The sequence below is a fragment of the uncultured Massilia sp. genome (assembly GCF_913773735.1).
In the GTDB taxonomy this organism is placed as follows: Bacteria; Pseudomonadota; Gammaproteobacteria; order Burkholderiales; family Burkholderiaceae_D; genus Telluria.
Window position 1 is genome coordinate 16374 of sequence record NZ_CAJYEB010000001.1, and the last position, 18547, is coordinate 34920.

Below are 18547 nucleotides of genomic sequence, written 5' to 3' on the forward strand. Positions count from 1 at the left end.
CGCAAATTGATTAACCGCAAGATTATCACCAATCCGACGAATTTCCGAGCGACGCGAAGTCGGTTGCGCCGCCAACGCCACAGGCGTCAGACGAGCAGCGCCTGCTCCATCGAAGCCGCCACATCGAGGGCATCGTCGATCATGGCCTGGAAATCGTCCTCGTCCACCAGGTAGTCCAGCACGCTGTCGGCATGCGCCGGCAGCGGTGCCGGCGGCGGCCCCAAGGGCGACGGCACGGCCGCATGGGTATTGGCCAGCAGCAAGGTATCGAGCAGCGTGGCCGGGGGCATCGCCATCAGCCTGCCGCGCAGCCCGAAGATCGCCTCGGCGATCGGTTCCGGCAGCATCAGCTTGCGGGCCACCTCGCGCGTGACGACATCCTCGCACAGTTCGGCCCATTTTTCCGGATCGTCGTCGAGCAGGCCCGGGAAACCGTCGGCGCGCGACAGCAGGTAGAAGGCGCCGACCTCGTGCACGATGCCGGCGAACATGGCGGTGTCGGGATTGACGAAGGTGAGACAGCGCGCGAACACGTGGGCCAGCGCCGCCACCTGCACCGTGTGCTCCCACAGCTGGGCGGCCTTGGCGCGCAGGTCCGGGTCGGCGATGCGCGCGCCGAACTGGCGCACGGCCAGGCCGGTGGCCAGCATCTGCAGGTTGCGGTAGCCGATCCGCTCCACCGCCGTGCGCACGTTCGTGACCGGACGCCCGCCGCCGTTGAAGATCGCCGTGTTGGCCAGCGCCACCGTGCGCGCGGCCAGCTGCGGCTCGCCCAGCACCAGGCGGATCGCCTCCTCCAGGTGGCAATCCGGATCGTTCAGCGCCTGCTGCAGGCGCAGCACGGCGTTCACGCTGGTGGGAAAGGAAATCTCGCCACGTTCGGCCTGGGCGACGATCGTTCCGAAGGCTTCTAGTCTGTTCACGGCGGCGATTATACGCCCGCCCTAGATAGCCTTGGAGCAATTTTCGTACATACGTTCGCAACCTGTGGTAGATACGCGAAAAAAACGGCCGGCTACAGGCCGCCGGCCGTGGAAGGGCAAACCGGAAGACGCCGGCGGCGGCCGGCGCCGGACTTACTTGACCTTGATCGCGCTCTCGACCTTGGTGACGCCGTCGACGCCCCTGGCGACCTTGACGGCCTTGTCCGCCTCGGTCTTCGAGTTGACGAAGCCGCTCAGCATCACGACGCCCTGCTCGGTCTCGACGTGGATGCCCAGCGACTTCAGGTCCGGTTCCTTGACGAGGCCGGCCTTGACCTTGGTCGTGATGGCGGTATCGGCGGCGGCCACGCGGGTCCTGGCCGCCGCGTCGCGGGTACCCTCGCCGGCGCGGTCCATCGCCTTGTCGCTCTTCTGCGCGGCGCTGGCCGTGGCGTCGCGGGTGTTGTCGCCGGCGCGGTCCAGGGCGTTCTCGGTCTTCTGGGTGGCGCTGGACGCGACCTGCTTCGTCTTGTCGGCGACGGCCTGGGCGACTTCCCTGGTCTTCTCGACGGCGGTGGCGGCCACGGCCTTCGTCTTCTCGGCTGCGGTGGCGGCGGCTGCGCGGGTCTTGTCGGCGGCCGCTTCGGTGGCCGACTGGGCGGCGTCGCCGGTGCGGGCCGCGGCGGCGGCGGTGTTCTCGCGCAGCGGCGACGGCTTGGTCTCGACCAGGCAGCCGGTGCGGGCGTCGGCGCCCATCTGCGCGCACTTGTCGACGGCTGCCGCCTTGGCCGGCTCGCGGGTATCGGTGTTGCTCACCAGGCCGCCGGCGGTGGTCGTGCCGGCGCCGCTGGCGCCGGTGGCCGCGCTGCGGTCGGACTTGGCGTCGGCGATGGCGGCCGTGTGCACCGACTTGGCATTGTCCATGCAGCTGTCCTTGTCGGCGCCGTCCCTGGCGTCGCACTTCTGCTTGGCCAGCGCGTACTCGGCGTCGGCCAGGTTGGTGCGCGCCTTCTGGCGGCTGGCCGGCGAGGTGCTGTACTGGGCCAGTGCGGCGTTCTCGGCGCGCACGCGGACCACCTTGGCCTCGGCCATGCAGATGTCCTTGTCGTTGCCGCTCATTGCGTCGCACTTCGCGGTGGCCGCCTGGTAGTCCGCCGTGGCCTTCTGGGTGATGTTGCGGTAGGCGGCCGCGTCGTGGTTCAGCGCCGCCGTCGGGGCCTGGGCGAAGCTGGCGCCCGCGGCCGTCGCGAGCAGGGTCGCAATCAGCGTTTTCATGGTCGATGTCCCTTTGTCTATGGTTGTTGTGACAAGGCAGATTCAACACCCGCGCACGGTTGTTCTCTGTGCGGCACCGAACGCTTGGGACGAAACCGCCCAAGAGGCTGCCCCGCACTTGCCTCATACCTGCCGCGCACCCGCCGCGCGCCCGCATTACGTCGGTGCGCGAGCGCTCACTCGTCGCCGAGCAGGCCTTCGCGCCACAGCGGCAGGGCGTCCTCGAACGGCTTGCCGGCGGCGCCGAAGCGGCCGCCGTCGCGCGCCAGGCGCACCCAGGCACGGGTATCGTGACCGCCCCGGTGGCCGCCGCGCGTGGCCGGCTGGTCGCTGCGCACCTTGTCCAGCCAGGCATGGATGCGCGCATAGTCGTGCGGATGGGTACGCTGCGTCCAGGCCAGCGCGACGAGGTCGGCATAGCCCTCCTCGCGCCGCATCTCGCGCAATTCCTTCGACACGGCCAGCAGCGCCGGATCGGCCGCTGTTTCCTCGCCCACCTCGACGAAGCCGGCCGGCAGCGCATGCCACGAGCCCTGCGCATAGCGCCAGCAGTGGCCGATCTCGTGCGCGGCCATCGCCTCGATCAGTTCGTCCTGCCCGGCCTCGGGCATGCCGTCGAACACGCGTCCGGCATCCGGATTGCCGCGCAGCGACAGCACCAGCTTGCAACGCCCGTCCGCGAAGCCCATCGCCATCGCGACGTCGTTGGGGCCGGCCTTCGGCTGCACCACGACGTCGATCGGCAGGTCGATCGCGCGCGCGTACTCGAGCACCGGATAGGCGGCGCCCAGCCAGCGTTGTTCCATGGGGGTCAGTTCGGCGGCGCCGGCGCTCGCGGCGGCGATGAGGGATGCCACGCCCAGCGCGGCGAGAAGACACTTGGACATCGGAGGGTTCCCGTCGGAAAAATCAGAATGCTGTAAAGCAATTCTAGCTCCGCGTTAACCCTCCGTTACAACAATAATTTACTGCCTGTCAAAAAGCGTAATAGTGGCTGGAAGACAAGCCGCTCAATACGTCTCGAACTCGGCCTCGTCCTGCGGCGCGGCCGCCGGGCGCTGCGGCGGGGCGGTCCGTGCCGGCGTGGCGACGGGCACCAGCGCCGAGCCGGCGGCGCGCGCGGGCGCGGCCGGACGGGCCGTGCGCGCCTGCTGTTCGATCTTGAAGATACCGACCAGGCGCTCCAGGTGCTCGGCCTCGTCCTGCAGCGCGCCGGCGACGCTGCCGGCCTGCTCGACCAGCGCGGCGTTCTGCTGGGTCGCCTCGTCCATGTGGCCGATCGCGCGGTTGACCTGCTCGATGCCGGTGCTCTGTTCCTGGCTGGCCAGGCTGATCTCGGCCATGATGTCGGTCACGCGCTTGACGCTGGTGACGATCTCTTCCATGGTGCTGCCGGCCGCGTCGACCAGCTTGGCGCCGTCGTCGACCTTGGCGACGGAATCGCTGATCAGCGACGCGATTTCCTTGGCCGCCGCGGCCGAGCGCTGGGCCAGCGAACGCACCTCGCCGGCCACGACCGCGAAGCCGCGGCCCTGCTCGCCGGCGCGCGCCGCCTCGACGGCGGCGTTCAGCGCCAGGATATTGGTCTGGAAGGCGATGCCGTCGATCACGCCGATGATCTCGGCGATCTGCTTGGAGGACGCATTGATCGAGGCCATGGTCTGCACGACCTGGGCCACGACGGCGCCGCCGCGCTGGGCCACGTTCGAGGCCGATTCGGCCAGCGCATTGGCCTGGCGCGCATTGTCGGCGTTCTGGCGCACGGTGCTGGTCAGTTCTTCCATCGACGAGGCGGTTTCTTCCAGCGTGCTGGCCTGGCGCTCGCTGCGCTCGGCCAGGTCCTGGTTGCCGGCCGTGATCTCGGCCGACGAGCGGGCGATGATCAGGGTGCCCTGATGTACCTGGCTGACGATGTCGACGAGGCTGTCGCGCATGCCCTTCATCGCGTACAGCAGGCTGGAGCGGTCGTCCGGGCGCGTCTCGATCGCCACAGACAGGTTGCCGGCGGCGATCTCTTCGGCGATCTGCGACGCATAGTCGGGCTGGCCGCCGAGCTTGCGCAGCAGGCGGTTGCTGATGTAGGTTGCGGCGGCGACGCCGGCGGCGATGGCGAACGCCAGGATCACCAGCATCCAGGTAAAGAAGCTGCCGGACAGCTTGCGCGCCTGGTCGGCGGCGTCGTTGTTGAGTTTTTCCTCGAGGTCGATCAGGCGGTTGACGCTGGCGAGCCAGTCGACGAAGGCCTGTCCGGCCTGCTTTTCCAGCAGCGCCGCGGCGTCGGCCGTGTTGTCGGCCTGGCGCAGTGCGATCACCTTGGCGATCAGCGGCTGGGTGCGCGCCTCGATCTCCTTGATCGAGGCCAGGGCCTGCCGCTCTTCCGGCAGGATGTCCTTGCTCTCGGCAAACAGCCGGTCCAGCGGCGCGGCCGAGGCCTGGTAGGCGGCGTCGAGCTTGCGGATCAGGTCGATGTGCGGGCGGGCGGCGTCGGGCGTGCTCGCCAGCGTCACGTCGCGCACGGCGATGGCGCGGTCGTGCACGCTGCCACGGAAATTGATCGCGTAGCGCTGCTTGACGCTATTGACGTCGTTGATGTGGATCAGGATGGCATCGATCTGGCCGACGCGGTGGATCGCCAGCCCGGCCAGTACGGCCATGAGGACCAGCACGCTGCCGAAGCCGAGCGCCAGGCGCTTGCCGATGGTAAGTCCAGAAGTGTTCATTGTCTCCGCTCGCAGGGTGGATCCGGAATGGGCGATCCGGGCGCTATGTCAAATGCGAATAGTATTGATATTTCCAATCGGAAATCCAACAAAATATAGCATATAAATACTGGAAGCTGCTTGCGGGCAAATTTATTGCTTACTATCAATATCGGCCATCCCCCGCGGCGACGGGGATGGCCGATCGGGTCGCCGCGAACCGGCTCAGTGCGCCAGCAACTGCGCCGCCGTCGCGAAGTTCGGCCGGATGTCGTTCGGCACCGCCTTCATCTTGTCCAGCGCCTTGCGCACGTCCGGGCGGATGACGACGTAGCGCTTCATCATGTCCTGGGCGCGCGCATAGTCGCCGGTCGCTTCGATGGTGAGGAACTCGCGGTCGAGGTCGGCCACGGCCTGGCGGATCTTGCGGAAGTCGACCGAGAAGGTGCCGTCGCCGTGCGAGACGAAGCCGCCCTTGTCGAGCAGGTAGTTGACCTGGATGGCCATGCCGCGCGCGTGCGAGTCGGTCAGGCCGAAGTGCAGCGTGCGGAAGGCCGACGCCAGGAACGTGTTGTACAGTTTGCGCTCCGCCGCCGCGCCCTGCCCCAGCGAATCCTTCAGCTGGCCCTTGTCCATCATGTACGCCAGCGCCCACAGGCCGGTGACGTCGGCCTTGGCTTCCTCGATGGTCGAATAGGCGTCCTTCAGGTCCTGGCGCGGCGTCGATGCCTGGCCGTCCCTGGTGGTCGCGTGCGGGCCCAGGCCGTGCATGATCTCGTGCGCGAGGATGTGGGTGAAGAAGGCATCGAAGTCCAGGTCGTTGCGGTCGGCCGGACGCAGCACGATCTTCGAGATCGGCGTGAGCGTCGCCGCGAACTTCGCTTCCTGCACGTTCTTGAGCATCACGCGCTTGGAGCCGCGCTGGCGGATCACGCGCTCGTCGTTGGGCAGGTTGTAGGCAGCCGTCTGCACGCCCATGTTGCCGTCGCCGGCGCCGTAGACCTGGTTCACGACCACCATCGGCGCGATCGCCCCGACCTTCGGGTTGCGGTACCTGGGATCGAGCGGCAGGTTGTCTTCCAGTTCCTGCAGGTGCTTGCCGAAGAAGTCCAGCTTGGCCGTTTCCACCTGGTCGCGCACGTTGACGTAGGCCTCGAACGCGGCCTTGTAGCCGAACAGCTCGTCGTTATAGGTCTCGTAGGGGCCGATCGTCACGTCCACCGGCGCATCGAGGTCCATCCAGGCGAAATCCGATTCCAGGTAGTCGTTGGACAGGAAGGCGGCGGCGCGCAGTTCCAGGAATTTTTTGAGCGAGGCATTGTCGGTGGCGGCCGCCGCCTCCTTCAGCAGCGCGGACAGCTTCTGCAGGTCGGCGCGGTAGGCTTGCGCATACTCGACGATGCTGAAGCCGTTGTCGGACAGGTTGTCCTCGCCGCCGCGGATCACGGTGAAGAACCACTGCGCCTGCTCCTTGTCGGCGGCCGGCAGCGCGTTCATCCAGCTTTCCAGCTGTTCCTTGCTGGCGTTCTCGGGATAGAAATTGCCGCCCGGCGGCTTGTGCGCGGGGATGCGGATGCCCGCGTACTCGGCCGGCATGAACGAGCGGTGCTCGTCCAGGATCGACCAGGGTCCCTTGTTTAGCCAGAAGTAGTCGCGGCGCGCCTGGCCCAGCGGCGTCGTGTCCTTCTGCAGCGCGGCCCACAGGGCCTCGTTGCCGGACCAGCGCTGGCGCAGCTGCAGCACGTCGACGATCCTGGCCGCCTCGATCAGCTTGGCGATGGCGATGCGGTCGCCGGCGGACAGTGCCGAGGTATCGGCCTTCAGGTCGACCGGGGCGTAGCGTTTGGCCATCGCCTGCAACTGGGCGGCGCTGGCGGGGACTGGCGTGGCCGGCTTGTCGGCGGCGTTGGCCATGCCGGCGGCTGCCAGCAGGACCAGGGGGGCGAGGAAGTGCTTCATGGGACCTTCGAACGGGTTGCAATCGGACGATTGTAATCCTGTTCGGAAAGAATCAGGAAGCCGGCGGCCCGGGTTCGCGATGCCCGCGCCCCGGCAGGCGCAGCAGCCCCAGGATCGCCAGCGCGAACAGCGTGCTGAGCACGGCCGTGGTCTCGCGCCCCATGCCGGCCGCGACGCCGACGGCGGCCGTCAACCATACGCTGGCGGCCGTGGTCAGGCCCTTGATGTCGTTCTCGTCCTTGAGCTTGAGGATGGCGCCGGCGCCGAGGAAGCCGATGCCGGCCGTGACGCCCTGCAGCACGCGCGACAGGTCGGGGATGGTCATGCCGGCCTGCAGCGGGATCAGCACGAACAGCGCCGAGCCGAGCGAGACCAGCATATGGGTGCGCAGGCCGGCCGCGGCGCCCGCCGTCTCGCGCTCGTAGCCGAGCAGGCCGCCCAGCAGGATCGCCACCAGCATGCGCACCACCAGGCGCGTGATGCCCTCGGGGTCACCCAGGTCGGAAAATTCCTGCTGTATCGTCAGCCAGCTGCGTTGCCACCACACGGCGCGGGTCCTCCCGGTATGCCTCACATGGCGCCATGATGCCAGCCCGCCAAAAATCATGGCGCACCGCGGCCTTACCCAAAGCAACTACCCCAAAACAATAACCCAAAACCGGGCTCTGACCCCGGCTCTGACCCCGGTTTGCGGTTTGTCAGAGGCGCGGGGCGGTTACCGGGGGTCGGCGATCGTCGCCAGGGGCGCGTCCTGGCGCCAGCCGCCGCCGAGCGCGCGTGCCACCGATACGGCCGCCAGCAGGCGCTGGGTGCGGATCTGGGCCGCGGCGCGGTCGGCCTGCAGCGTGCTGCGCTGGGCGTCGGTGACGTCGAGGTAGGTCGAGACGCCGCGCTCGTAGCGCGCCTGCGCCACCAGCAGCGCGCGCGCCGCGGCCTGCTGCGCCTGCGCCTGCACGTCGCCCTGCTGCTGGCGCTGCTGCACGTCCGACAGCGCATCCTCCACTTCGCGCAGCGCCGTCAGCAGGCGCGCCTCGTGGTTGGCGACGGCTTCGTCGTAGCGCGCCTGCGCCAGCTTCAGGTTGGCGCGGTTGCGGCCGGCGTCGAAGATCGGCAGCGACAGGGCCAGCGGCCCCGCCGAGAACTGGCGCGCGCTGCCCTTGCCGATGTCGCTCAGGCTCTCCGACGCGAAGCCGAAGTTCCCGGTCAGCGATACCGACGGATAGAACGCGCCCTCGGCCACGCCCACCTGGGCATTGAAGGCCTTCAGCGTGGCGACGCTGGACGCGAGGTCCGGACGCTGGCCCAGCAGGCTGGCCGGCAGGCCGACCGGAATGCTCGGCGGCAGCGGCAGCGCGGCCGCCTGGCCCGCCGCCGCCAGCAGCGGCTGGCTCGGCGAGGCGCCGACCAGCACCGCCAGCGCGTGTTCGAGGTTGTTGCGCTGGCGCTGGACTTCCTGCAGGTCCGATTCGGCATTGGCGCGCTCGATGCGCGCGCGCGCCACGTCCAGTTCGTTCGACAGGCCGGCGTTGAAGCGCGCCTCGATCAGTTGCTGCGATTCGCGGCGCGTGGCCAGCGCATCGTTCAGGATGGCGATCTCGGCATCCAGGCCGCGCAGCTGCCAGTACGCCGTCGCGACCTGGCTGGACAGCATCAGCAGCACGCCGTCGCGGTCGTCCTGGGCGGCCAGCGCCTGGGCGTCGGACGCTTCGACGATGCGGCGCACGCGGCCCCACAGGTCCAGCTCCCACGAAAAGTTGGCGCCGACCGCGTAGTTGTTGCCCTCGATCGAGCGATGGCCCAGCGCCAGGCCCTGCGACGTCTCGGCGGACGTGCGCGCGTTCGAGATGCCGGCCGAGACGCCGACCGACGGCAGCTGGCCGGCGCGCGTCACGCCCAGCTGGGCCTGCGCCTGCACCAGGCGCTGCGCGGCGGCGCGCACGTTCGGGTTGTCGCGCAGCGCGCGCTCTTCCAGCTGCGCCAGCGTGGCGTCGCCGAAGACGGTCCACCAGGCGGCCGGCAGGCGCGCAGTGTCGGACTGCGACGCGGCGCCGGCATGGCGGTAAGCGGGGGCATCGACGCTTTGCGGAGCCTTGAAGTCGGGGCCGATGGTGCCGCAGGCGCCGAGGGCGGCGGCGATGGCGACGGCCAGGGTGGTGCGGATGACAGGCTTGAACATAGTGTTTCTCATCGAAAGATTGATCCGTCGCCCCGGCGAAGGCCGGGGCCCGATGTCGCATGCGGTCCGCTCGAGACATCGGGCCCCGGCCTGCGCCGGGACGACATGCGAACGGTACAGGTAATGAATCGGCTTCAGTGGCCGCCGCCTCCGGCCCCGCCGGGCGACTTGACCTTGTCCGCGAACCACAGCGGAATGCAGGCCGCGAGCAGGATCACGCCGACGATCAGGAAGGCGTCGTTGTAGGCCATCACGAACGACTCCCTGCGCACGATGCGGTCGATCGCGGCGAGCGCGCGGTTCGCCGCCGTGGCCGGGTCGATGCCGCTGGCGATGAAGCCCTGCGTCAGCTGGTCCAGGCGGGCCTGCGTGGCCGGCGCGCCCAGCGACACGGCCTCGCCCACGCGCGCGGAGTGGAAGTGCTCGCGGTTGGTCAGCGTCGTCGCCAGCAGCGCGATGCCGATCGAGCCGCCCAGGTTGCGGGTCATGTTGAACAGGCTCGAGGCCGACGGCATGTCCTTCGGCATCACGCCGTTCATCGCGAAGTTCGACAGCGTCAGCATCACGAAGGGCTGGCCGATCGCGCGGATGATCTGCGACAGCATCAGCTGGTCGTAGCCGGTCGACGCGTCCATGTAGGCGTTCATCACGCAGGAGATGCCGAACAGCGCCAGGCCGAACATGCACATCAGGCGGTTGTCGATACGCTGCGACATGCGCGCCACGAACGGCATCACGAACAGCTGCGGCAGGCCCATCCAGGCGATCACCTCGCCGATCTGCATCGGCGAATAGCCGGCGATCTGGCCCAGGAACAGCGGCAGCAGGTAGGACGAGCCGTACAGGCCCATGCCGATCACCGCCGACAGCACGGTCGCGACCAGGAAGTTGCGGGTGCCGTACAGGCGCAGGTTGACGAAGGGGTCGGGCCGCGTGAAGCCGATCACGATCCAGCCCAGGATGCCCGTCAGCGCCAGCGCCGCGAAGGTGATGATGAAGCTCGAGTCGAACCAGTCCTTGGTATTGCCTTCTTCCAGGAAGATGGTCAGGCTGGCCAGGCCGGTCGCCATGAAGGCGATGCCGAGCCAGTCGGCCTTGAGCAGCGCCTTCAGGTTCTGCGGCTCGCGGTCCAGGCCCCAGTACATGCCGGCGATCAGCAGCACGCCCGGCACCCAGTTGATGTAGAAGATCCAGGGCCAGCCGTACAACTCGGTGAGGTAGCCGCCCAGCGTCGGGCCCATCGCCGGCGCCAGCGTCGCGGTCAGGCCGAACATCGCCATGCCGGTCGCGCGCTTGTTCGGCGGCAGGCGCGTCATCACGAGGGTCATCGCCATCGGGATCAGGGCGCCGCCGGTGAAGCCCTGCAGCATGCGGAACACGATCATGCTGCCCAGGCTCCAGGCCGAGCCGCACAGGGTCGAGAACAGCAGGAACAGCGCCGTCGTGCCCATCAGGTAGCGGCGCTGGCCGAGGGCCCGGGTAAACAGCGCCGTCATCGGGATCACCACGATCTCGGCGCACAGGTAGGCGGTCGAGATCCACGAGCCCTCTTCCTGCGTCGCCGACAGCGTGCCGAGGATGTCGCGCAGCGAGGAGTTGGTGATCTGGATGTCGAGCACCGCCATGAAGGCGCCGAGCAGGCCGGCCGCCACCGCGATCCAGGTGCGCGCGCTGACGTGCGCGCCCACGGCGGGCATGGCCGGCATGCCCGGCGGCGCCATCGGCTTGGTGGAACTCGTCATGGCCTGTCCTCAGTTGGCGGCGGCGGCGGTACGCACCTGGGCCGGGGCTTGCGCGACCTTCTGGCGCAGGTCGATCTCGACCACGGTCGACATGCCCGGGGCCAGGCGGCCGGCGTATTTCTTGAGGTCTTCCGGCCTGAAGGTGATCTTGACCGGCACGCGCTGGACGATCTTGGTGAAGTTGCCGGTGGCGTTATCGGCCGGCAGCAGCGCGAACTGGTTGCCCGAGGCCGGCGAGAAGCTGTCGACGCGGCCGACCAGTTCGTGGTCCGGCAGCGCGTCCACCTCGACCTTCACTTCCTGGCCGACGACGATGCCCGGCAGCTGCGTTTCCTTGAAGTTGGCGGTCACCCACACGTCGTCCTGGACGATGGCGGCCAGCTGCTGGCCCGGCTGGACGCGCGCGCCGACCTCGATGCTCTTCTTGCCGATGCGGCCGGTGACCGGCGCCAGGATGCGGTTGTAGCCGAGCTGCTGCCGGGCGTCCTTCAACTGCGCCTGCAGTACCTTCACCTGCGCCTCGAGCACGCCGCGCGCCGAGGTGGCGGCGGCGATCTGGGCCTGGGCGGCGCTGGCGTTGTCGCGGCGCGCCGTGACGTCGGCGCTGGCGGCGGCGCGCGCGGCGGTGGCGGCATCCACTTCCGCCTTCGACACGGCCTTCATCTGGGTGTTGTACAGCTGGCCGAATCGCTCGGCGTCCTGGTTGGCGCGCACCAGGTTGGCCTGCGACTGCGCCACCTGGGCCTTGGCGGCCGAGGCCTGCGCCTTGGCCTGCTGGATGGCGGCGTCGGCCTGGACGATCTGTTGCTGGGCGCTGGCGATCTGGGCCTGGATCTGCTCGATGCGCACGCCCTGGTCGGCCGGGTCCAGCTCGGCCAGCACGCTGCCGGCCTGCACCAGCTGGTTGTCGTCGAACAGCACCTTGGTGACGACGCCCGGAATGCGCGACGAGATCGGGTGCACGTGGCCGGTCACGTAGGCATTTTCGGTGTCGACGAAGTTATGGCTGCGGTACCACATGCGGCCGCCGGCGAACAGCGCGGCGGCGGCGATGACGCCCACCACGATCAGCACGCGCTTGGGCGGCGCCTTGCCGGCGGGGGCGGAAGCCGACGGTGCGCCCGCACCGGGCGCAGCGGCGCCGGCAGGCTGTTGCGGGGCCGCGGTTTGCGTATCTGCCATGAGATGACTCCGAAAAAGAAAATGAAATTGGTTCAGCGCATTATTCGCCAAGTTCCTGGCGAAGTCAAGAAATGAAACGGTTGCATTTCATTTGGAACTGCACTACATTACGCCCATGGATAAACACCCCGCCCCCACGGAGACCACCCCGCAGGACGCCGCCGGCTGCCCCGGCAAGTCCGCCGGCCGGCCGAAAGCGGCAGACGTCGAGGCCCGCACCCAGGAATTGCTGCACACCGCGGCGTCGCTGTTCCTCAAGAACGGGTACACGAAGACGAGCCTGGAATCGATCGCCCGCGCGGCCCACGTGGCCGTGCGCACCATCTACGTCAAGTTCGGCGGCAAGGCCGGCCTGCTGCACGCCGTGCTGGCCGCCAAGCGCGACCGCTTCTTCCGCAGCCAGCCGATGTCCACCGACATGCGCCCGCTGCGCGAGGTGATCGGCGACTTCGCGCGCCAGATGCATGAACTGATCAATTCCCAGGAAGCGGTCGACATGCAGCGCATCGTGCTGGCCGAGGCGCCCACCAATCCGGAACTGGGCGACGCCTTCTGGAACGGCGGTCCGCGCCAGACCCGCGAGATGCTGTCGCGTTATTTCGCCCGCCCGGACGTGCGCGCCCAGATGCGCCCGGACGTGCCGGTCGACCTGCTGCCCGGCTACCTGATGTCCATCATCTGCGGCGAGCAGGTGCTGCGCTTCATGCGGCCGTCGGGCACCACGCGCGCCGAGGAAACCAGGGAGGCGCTGGAGCGGCGCCTGGAGTTGTTCTACCTTGGCATCTTGCCGTAGAGCTAACACAGCAGTGAATGTGCGGCATCGCACGGAAGGGTTGCGTATCCATGGGGCATCCTGCAGTCTTTGAAGGAGGATGTCATGAACAATTACAACATGGATAACGCGGCAGCGTGCCGCCGGGAGGATGCATGAGCAAGTCGTCCCGTTACGAATGGCGCGACCAGCAGGCCGCGCTGCAGGACCGCATGAAGGGTTTCCTGTCGAATCCGAGCGACGAGCAGTTGCAGGCCGTCGTCGCCGAGATGCGCGCCTACGCGGATGCCGCCCGCGCCGGGCACATCGACATCCCGCAGCGCTGGACCAGCTACAGCTGACTTCCCCCAGCCGCACGACAACCCGTCGCGGCGTCCGTAGGGTGGACGGCTCCGCCGTCCACGCGTTCCACCACACGACAATCCGTCGCGGCGCCCGTAGGGTGGACGGCTCCGCTGTCCACGCGTTCAACCACACGATATTCCGTCGCGGCGCCCGTAGGGTGGACGGCTCCGCCGTCCACGCGTTCAACCACACGACAATCCGTCGCGACGTCCGTAGGGTGGACGGCTCCGCCGTCCACGCGTTCAACCACACGATCATCCGTCGCGACAGGTTCAAGACCTGTTGAACGCGTGGGCAGCAGCGCTGCCCACCCTCCGCATTTCACGCCGCACCGCTGCATTTCGCGCCGCCTGGCGCCGTTTCGTCGCAGCGCCCCCAGCCCCGTTCGGCTCCTGGCTACAGTGTGTCCATCGACCACCACGCACTGGAGCCCATCATGCACAAGACCATCCTCGCCGTCCTGCTGGCCCTTGCCGGCGCCTGCCACGCCGCCCACGCCGGCGACCTCGTCATCCATGTCGACAACGTCAAGAGCGCCGGCGGCCAGGTCAAGGTCGCGCTGTTCGACGGCGCCGGCAACTTCCTGAAAAAGACCGCGCGCGTGGCCGAGGCCCCGGCGGCGGCCGGCGCCGTCACCGTGACCTTCAAGGACGTGGCGGCCGGCGACTACGGGTTCTCGGTCTACCACGACGCCAACGATAATGGCAAACTGGACCGTAATATGATGGGCATCCCGGTCGAGCCCTTCGCCTTCAGCAACGACGCCCAGGGCCACATGGGTCCGCCGGCCTTCGATGCCGCGAAGATCGCCGTGCCGGCCGCCGGCCTGGACACCACCGTGACCCTGCGCTGAAGGAGTCGACCATGCAACGCCGCCGCTTCCTGCAACTGGGCCTGCACGCCGGCCTGGGCCTCGGCCTGGCCGGCATCGTGGGCGCCGCCCGCGCCGATGCCCGCACCACCTGCGAACGCTTCCACGCCGCCCTGGCGCGCGACGCCGGCCTGTCCGTGTACGCCAACCTCGAGGGCAACCAGCAGGGCGAGGCCGTCGTCGAAGGCCGCCTGCCCGACGAGCTGCAGGGCACTTTCTACCGCAACGGGCCGGGCCGCTTCGAGCTGGGCGGCGAGCGCTACCACCACTGGTTCGACGGCGACGGCTATGCCCAGGCCTGGCGCATCGAAGGCGGCAAGGTCAGCCACCGGGGCCGCTTCGTCGAGACCCGCAAGTTCGTCGACGAATCCGCCGCCGGCCAGTTCCTGTATCCGGCCTTCGGCACCCACGTCGCCCGCCGGGGCTTTCGCGACAACGACACGATGAACACGGCCAACACCAACCTGCTGCCGTTCGCCGGCCGCCTGTACGCGCTGTGGGAAGGCGGCTCGGCCACCGAGGTCGATCCGGCCACGCTGGAGACGGTCGGCATCAAGACCTGGCGCGACGACCTGAAGGCGATGCCGTTCTCGGCCCACCCGAAGGTCGACCCGTCCGGTACCCTGTGGAACTTCGGCGCCCTGCCCGGCACCGACCGCATCGCGCTGTACCGCATTGGCCCCGCCGGCGACGTGCTGCAGGCCGGCGTGGTGGAGGTGCCGCAACTGGCGCTGCTGCACGACTTCGTGGTCAGCGAGCGCCACCTGGTATTCGTGATTCCGCCCTACGACATCCGGCAGGGTCCCGACCTGAGCCTGGCCGAGCGCCACGTCTGGGCCGGCAGCGGCGCCCGGGCGCGCGCGACCCGCGTGGTGGTGGTGGCCAAGGACACCCTCACGGTGCGGCGCGTGTTCGAACTGCCGCCGCGCATGGTGTTCCACTTCGGGAATGCCTGGGACGAGGCCGGCGGGCGCGTCACCCACTTCGACCTCGTGCTGCACGACGGCGACCAGCTCGCGGCGCTGTCGCACGTGATGGAAGGGGAACGCGAGCCGAACCGTCCCGCCGCCCACCAGGCCGTGCGCATCAGCCTCGACCTGGTGCACGGCCGCGTGACGACCACGCGCCTGCTCGACGGCGCCGAGTTCCCGCGCGTGATGCCGCAGGTCGTGGGCCTGCGCCACCGCCGCCTGGCGGCGCTGTCCAGCGACGCCCGCAATCCCTTCCTGGCGCTGGATACCGTGAACGTCGTCGACACCGACGGCGGCCGCGCCGACGCCTGGCGCTTCGGCCCCGGCTGGCGCACCGAGGAGCACGTGCTGGTGCCGCGCAAGAACGCCCGCAGCGAGACCGACGGCTGGCTGGTCGGCGTGGCCCAGGACACGCGGGCCGGCAACAGCGTCCTCACGGTGTTCGACGCGGCGCGCGTCCAGGCGGGACCGGTGGCGACGGCGCGCTTGCCCTATCGCACTCCGCATTGTTTCCATGGTAATTTCTTGCTTACATGAACAAGAACGATACCCTGCCGCTGCCGGCCACCTCGCACCCGCTGGAACTGTTCGCCCCGTTCCGGCGCTGGCCGGCCTCGCCGGCGCGCGACCTGCTCTACACGCTGCTGTGGAACAGCCTGATCGGCCTCGTGCTGGCGCTGTTCCTGTGGACCTTCCTCGGCGTGCCGCCGCTCCGGATCCTGGGCGGCTGCCTGCTGACCTCGAACATCATCGGCTTCCTGATCCACGGCGCGCTGGCCCTGCTGCGCAGCGTGGTGCCGTCCAGCCGCCCGGGCCGGCGCTCGCTGGCGATGCGCGCCTGCCGCCTGCTGCTGACGCTGTGCTGCGCCGCGTTCGGCCTGGCGCTGGCGGACGCCATCCTGGGCGGGCGCGACCCGTTCCAGGCGCTGCTGCACGGCAGCCGGCTGGCGCGGACGCTGCCCTGGGCGGTGGCGATCGCCCTCCTGATCGCGGCGATCCTGGCGGCCGGCGAGCGGCGCCTGGCGCGCGAGATGCAGGCGGCGCGCCAGCAGGAACAGATGGCCGAGGCGGCGCGCCTGCTGGCCGAGGCGCGCCTGCGCACGCTGCAGGCGCAGATCGAGCCGCACTTCCTGTACAACACACTGGCCAACGTGGTGAGCCTGATCGGCGCCGACCCGGCCCGCGCGCGCCACATGCTGGAACGCCTGATCGACTTCCTGCGCGCCAGCCTGGCCGCCAGCCGCGCCGAGCACGCGACGGTCGGCGCCGAACTGGACCTCGCGCACGCCTACCTCGACCTGCTGGGCGTGCGCATGGGCGCGCGCCTGCGCCACCGCATCGACGCCGATGCCGCCTGCCGCGCGCTGCCGATGGCGCCGATGCTGGTGCAGCCGCTGGTGGAAAACGCCATCATGCACGGCCTCGAACCGAAGGTCGCCGGCGGCACCGTCGCCGTGCGCGCGCGCGTCGCCGACGGCATGCTGTGCATCGAGGTGGAGGACAACGGCGTCGGCCTGGTGAACACGGCGCCGCGCCCCGGCGGCGGCGTCGGCATGGCCAACCTGCGCGAACGGCTGCGCAGCCTGCACGGCCCGTCCGCCCGCCTGCAACTGATCGAAAACCCGAACGGCGGCGTGACCTCGCGCCTGCTGCTGCCCCTGGAGCCCACGTGACCACCGCCCTGCTCGCCGACGACGAACCGCACCTCCTGTCCTACCTCGAAGAACAGCTCGCGCAAGCCTGGCCGGCGCTGCGCATCGTTGCGCGCGCCGGCAACGGCATCGAGGCGCTGCGCCTGGTCGACGAGCTGGCGCCCGACGTGGTCTTCCTCGACATCCAGATGCCCGGCTTGAGCGGCCTGCAGCTGGCGGAAACGCTGTGCGCGGGAGACCACCCGCCGCGCGTCGTGTTCACCACCGCGCACGAGCACTATGCGCTGCAGGCGTTCGAGCAGGCCGCCTTCGACTACCTGCTCAAGCCGATCCGCCTGGACCGCCTGCAGCGCACCGTGGCGCGCCTGCAGGAAGCGCTGGCCGCGCCGCCCGCCGCCGTCGATCCGGCCGCGGCGGGCATGCTGTCGCAGCTGCTGCGCCAGCTCGGCGTGGCGGCGCCGGCGGCCCCCGGCGCGCTGGCCGCCGCCGGCGAGGCGGGGCCGCTGCAGTGGATCCGCGCGGCGCAGGGACAGGAGACGCGCCTGATCGCCGTCGACGAGGTCATCTACTTCCAGAGCAACGACAAGTACACGAGCGTGTTCACGGCCGACGGCGAACACCTGATCCGCACGCCGCTGCGCCAGTTGCGCGAACAGCTCGACCCGCAGCAGTTCTGGCAGATCCACCGCGGCGCGATCGTCGCGGCGCGCCACGTGGCGGGCACGCGCACCGATTTCCGCGGGCGCCTGCTGGTGCGGCTGAAGGGGCGCGAGGAGCAACTGGTCGTCAGCCGTAACTACGTGGACCTGTTCCGGCAGATGTGAGGGCCGCGCAGCGATGCGCGATGGTGGGCACGGGGTGCCCACCCTGCGCAAGCCACATCCATACGGCCGACATCCAGCAGGGTCGGCATTGGCGGCCGCGGACCACGAATGAAACGTGCCCGCCATGCCAGCGGATTCACAGCGCCAGCAGATCCTTGCCACGCTCGCGCAGGATCGCGGCCACGCGCGCCGCCACCGGGGACAGGTAGCCGTTGCGCCGGTACGCCAGGCCCAGCCGCCGCTTCATCTGCGCCTCCGGCAATACCACCTCGCGCACGCGCGCGCGCCGCGCCACCAGGTTGACGCGCGTGACGAAACCCAGCAGTGGCGTGGTCTCGAGGATCGGCACGATCATGTTCAATACGTTCGATTCGAGTTGCACACGCGGCCGCGCCAGGCCGTGGCGCTCGAAGGTCTGGTCCAGCCACTGGCGCGACGCCACCGTGCGCGCGGGCAGCATCCACTGGTAGTCGAGCAGGCTGGCCAGCGTGCGCGGGCCGTCGAACACCGGATGGTTTTCGCTGGCCATCACGACCACCGTGTCTTCCGCGATCTGCTCGCAGGCGATGTCCGGATCGTCTTCGGGCATCGGTCCCGCCACCAGGTCGAGTTCGCCCTCGCGCAGGCCGGCCAGCAGGTTGTCGTTCATCGCCACCGTCAGGCCGATCCCGATGCCCGGCGCCTGCGCCAGCAACTGGCCGAACACGGCCGGCAGCAGGTGCTCGGCCAGCGTCGGCAGGCAGCCGATGCGCACGTTGCCGCGCAGGCCGCCGGCGTGGTCCTGCATCTCGCGCGCCGTCTCCTCGACCATGATCGCCATCTGGCGCGTGCGCCCCGCCAGCACGTGGCCGGCGGCCGTCAGGCGCATGCCGCGGCCGTCCTTCTCGAACAGTTTCGCGCCCAGCGATTCCTCCAGGCGGTCGATGCACTTGGTCAGCGCGGGCTGGGTGCGGTGCAGGCGCTCGGCGGCGCGCGCCAGGTTGCCCTCGGCCGCGATGACTTCGAAATACCGCAGGTCACGGAAGTCCATGATTCATTCCCGAAAGTTTGGAATTCATGAAATTAATTGAATATACATTATAGATGGGGCTTCCTATACTCGATTCATGACAAAGCTTCCCCGATCCAGCCGGACGGAGGCGGCAGAACCGACGCA

Annotated in this window: 16 protein-coding genes; 6 read left to right on the top strand and 10 right to left on the bottom strand. The window is 69.2% G+C overall.

Features of this window, described 5'->3' with window-relative positions; translation table 11 throughout:
• Nucleotides 1–86 precede the first annotated feature (86 nt).
• From QZ749_RS00085 to QZ749_RS00125, 9 genes are all read right to left on the bottom strand, one after another.
• Nucleotides 87–923, bottom strand: coding sequence for an HDOD domain-containing protein (locus QZ749_RS00085; protein WP_296941997.1), 837 nt, complete (start codon nucleotides 921–923; stop codon nucleotides 87–89).
• A gap of 153 nt (nucleotides 924–1076) precedes the next feature.
• Nucleotides 1077–2198, bottom strand: a complete 1122-nt coding sequence (locus QZ749_RS00090; protein WP_296941998.1) for a BON domain-containing protein — start codon at nucleotides 2196–2198, stop codon at nucleotides 1077–1079.
• Nucleotides 2199–2374: 176 nt separating this feature from the next.
• Nucleotides 2375–3085, bottom strand: coding sequence for a hypothetical protein (locus tag QZ749_RS00095; RefSeq protein WP_296942000.1), 711 nt, complete (start codon nucleotides 3083–3085; stop codon nucleotides 2375–2377).
• Between the two features lie 123 nt (nucleotides 3086–3208).
• Entirely contained in the window at nucleotides 3209–4918 is a 1710-nt protein-coding gene (locus tag QZ749_RS00100; RefSeq protein ID WP_296942001.1) for a methyl-accepting chemotaxis protein, read from the bottom strand.
• Between the two features lie 204 nt (nucleotides 4919–5122).
• Nucleotides 5123–6856 (bottom strand): hypothetical protein, encoded by a 1734-nt coding sequence (locus QZ749_RS00105; protein WP_296942002.1) that lies wholly within the window; start codon nucleotides 6854–6856, stop codon nucleotides 5123–5125.
• Nucleotides 6857–6908: 52 nt separating this feature from the next.
• Nucleotides 6909–7403 carry an MgtC/SapB family protein gene (locus tag QZ749_RS00110; protein WP_296942004.1) on the bottom strand — a complete coding sequence of 165 codons (495 nt, stop codon included), beginning with the start codon at nucleotides 7401–7403 and terminating at the stop codon, nucleotides 6909–6911.
• Between the two features lie 168 nt (nucleotides 7404–7571).
• Nucleotides 7572–9032, bottom strand: a complete 1461-nt coding sequence (locus tag QZ749_RS00115) for an efflux transporter outer membrane subunit (protein ID WP_296942006.1) — start codon at nucleotides 9030–9032, stop codon at nucleotides 7572–7574.
• A gap of 134 nt (nucleotides 9033–9166) precedes the next feature.
• Nucleotides 9167–10774 (bottom strand): DHA2 family efflux MFS transporter permease subunit, encoded by a 1608-nt coding sequence (locus tag QZ749_RS00120; protein WP_373896758.1) that lies wholly within the window; start codon nucleotides 10772–10774, stop codon nucleotides 9167–9169.
• A 9-nt stretch (nucleotides 10775–10783) separates the two neighbouring features.
• Nucleotides 10784–11956 (bottom strand): HlyD family secretion protein, encoded by a 1173-nt coding sequence (locus QZ749_RS00125; protein WP_296942008.1) that lies wholly within the window; start codon nucleotides 11954–11956, stop codon nucleotides 10784–10786.
• A gap of 115 nt (nucleotides 11957–12071) precedes the next feature.
• Between QZ749_RS00125 and QZ749_RS00130 the strand changes: the two genes are divergently transcribed.
• From QZ749_RS00130 to QZ749_RS00155, 6 genes are all read left to right on the top strand, one after another.
• Nucleotides 12072–12749 carry a TetR/AcrR family transcriptional regulator gene (locus QZ749_RS00130; protein ID WP_296942010.1) on the top strand — a complete coding sequence of 226 codons (678 nt, stop codon included), beginning with the start codon at nucleotides 12072–12074 and terminating at the stop codon, nucleotides 12747–12749.
• Nucleotides 12750–12883: 134 nt separating this feature from the next.
• Nucleotides 12884–13069, top strand: a complete 186-nt coding sequence (locus QZ749_RS00135) for a hypothetical protein (protein WP_296942012.1) — start codon at nucleotides 12884–12886, stop codon at nucleotides 13067–13069.
• Between the two features lie 440 nt (nucleotides 13070–13509).
• Nucleotides 13510–13926: a DUF2141 domain-containing protein gene (locus QZ749_RS00140; RefSeq protein WP_296942014.1), complete on the top strand. Its 417-nt coding sequence runs from the start codon at nucleotides 13510–13512 to the stop codon at nucleotides 13924–13926.
• A gap of 11 nt (nucleotides 13927–13937) precedes the next feature.
• On the top strand, nucleotides 13938–15452 hold the full coding sequence (locus QZ749_RS00145) for a carotenoid oxygenase family protein (RefSeq protein ID WP_296942017.1): 1515 nt from the start codon (nucleotides 13938–13940) through the stop codon (nucleotides 15450–15452).
• Complete coding sequence (locus tag QZ749_RS00150; RefSeq protein WP_296942019.1) at nucleotides 15449–16588, top strand: sensor histidine kinase; 1140 nt, start codon at nucleotides 15449–15451, stop codon at nucleotides 16586–16588. The genes QZ749_RS00145 and QZ749_RS00150 overlap by 4 nt, the downstream gene beginning before the upstream one ends.
• A complete protein-coding gene (locus QZ749_RS00155; protein ID WP_296942021.1) occupies nucleotides 16585–17391 on the top strand; it encodes a LytTR family DNA-binding domain-containing protein in 807 nt (268 codons plus the stop codon). Before QZ749_RS00150 ends, QZ749_RS00155 begins: the two co-directional genes overlap by 4 nt.
• A 136-nt stretch (nucleotides 17392–17527) precedes the next feature.
• Here QZ749_RS00155 and QZ749_RS00160 read toward each other — a convergent pair whose 3' ends face one another.
• Nucleotides 17528–18421: a LysR family transcriptional regulator gene (locus tag QZ749_RS00160; protein WP_296942022.1), complete on the bottom strand. Its 894-nt coding sequence runs from the start codon at nucleotides 18419–18421 to the stop codon at nucleotides 17528–17530.
• Between the last annotated feature and the right edge of the window lie 126 nt (nucleotides 18422–18547).

Bases quoted from the DNA above. Each gene is read 5' to 3' on its own strand.
- QZ749_RS00150 (WP_296942019.1), top strand. From the start codon at position 15,449: ATGAACAAGAACGATACCCTGCCGCTGCCGGCCACCTCGCACCCGCTG.
- QZ749_RS00130 (WP_296942010.1), top strand. From the start codon at position 12,072: ATGGATAAACACCCCGCCCCCACGGAGACCACCCCGCAGGACGCCGCC.
- QZ749_RS00135 (WP_296942012.1), top strand. From the start codon at position 12,884: ATGAGCAAGTCGTCCCGTTACGAATGGCGCGACCAGCAGGCCGCGCTG.
- QZ749_RS00140 (WP_296942014.1), top strand. From the start codon at position 13,510: ATGCACAAGACCATCCTCGCCGTCCTGCTGGCCCTTGCCGGCGCCTGC.
- QZ749_RS00100 (WP_296942001.1), bottom strand. From the start codon at position 4,918: ATGAACACTTCTGGACTTACCATCGGCAAGCGCCTGGCGCTCGGCTTC.
- QZ749_RS00115 (WP_296942006.1), bottom strand. From the start codon at position 9,032: ATGTTCAAGCCTGTCATCCGCACCACCCTGGCCGTCGCCATCGCCGCC.
- QZ749_RS00160 (WP_296942022.1), bottom strand. From the start codon at position 18,421: ATGGACTTCCGTGACCTGCGGTATTTCGAAGTCATCGCGGCCGAGGGC.
- QZ749_RS00145 (WP_296942017.1), top strand. From the start codon at position 13,938: ATGCAACGCCGCCGCTTCCTGCAACTGGGCCTGCACGCCGGCCTGGGC.
- QZ749_RS00125 (WP_296942008.1), bottom strand. From the start codon at position 11,956: ATGGCAGATACGCAAACCGCGGCCCCGCAACAGCCTGCCGGCGCCGCT.
- QZ749_RS00105 (WP_296942002.1), bottom strand. From the start codon at position 6,856: ATGAAGCACTTCCTCGCCCCCCTGGTCCTGCTGGCAGCCGCCGGCATG.
- QZ749_RS00090 (WP_296941998.1), bottom strand. From the start codon at position 2,198: ATGAAAACGCTGATTGCGACCCTGCTCGCGACGGCCGCGGGCGCCAGC.
- QZ749_RS00120 (WP_373896758.1), bottom strand. From the start codon at position 10,774: ATGACGAGTTCCACCAAGCCGATGGCGCCGCCGGGCATGCCGGCCATG.
- QZ749_RS00095 (WP_296942000.1), bottom strand. From the start codon at position 3,085: ATGTCCAAGTGTCTTCTCGCCGCGCTGGGCGTGGCATCCCTCATCGCC.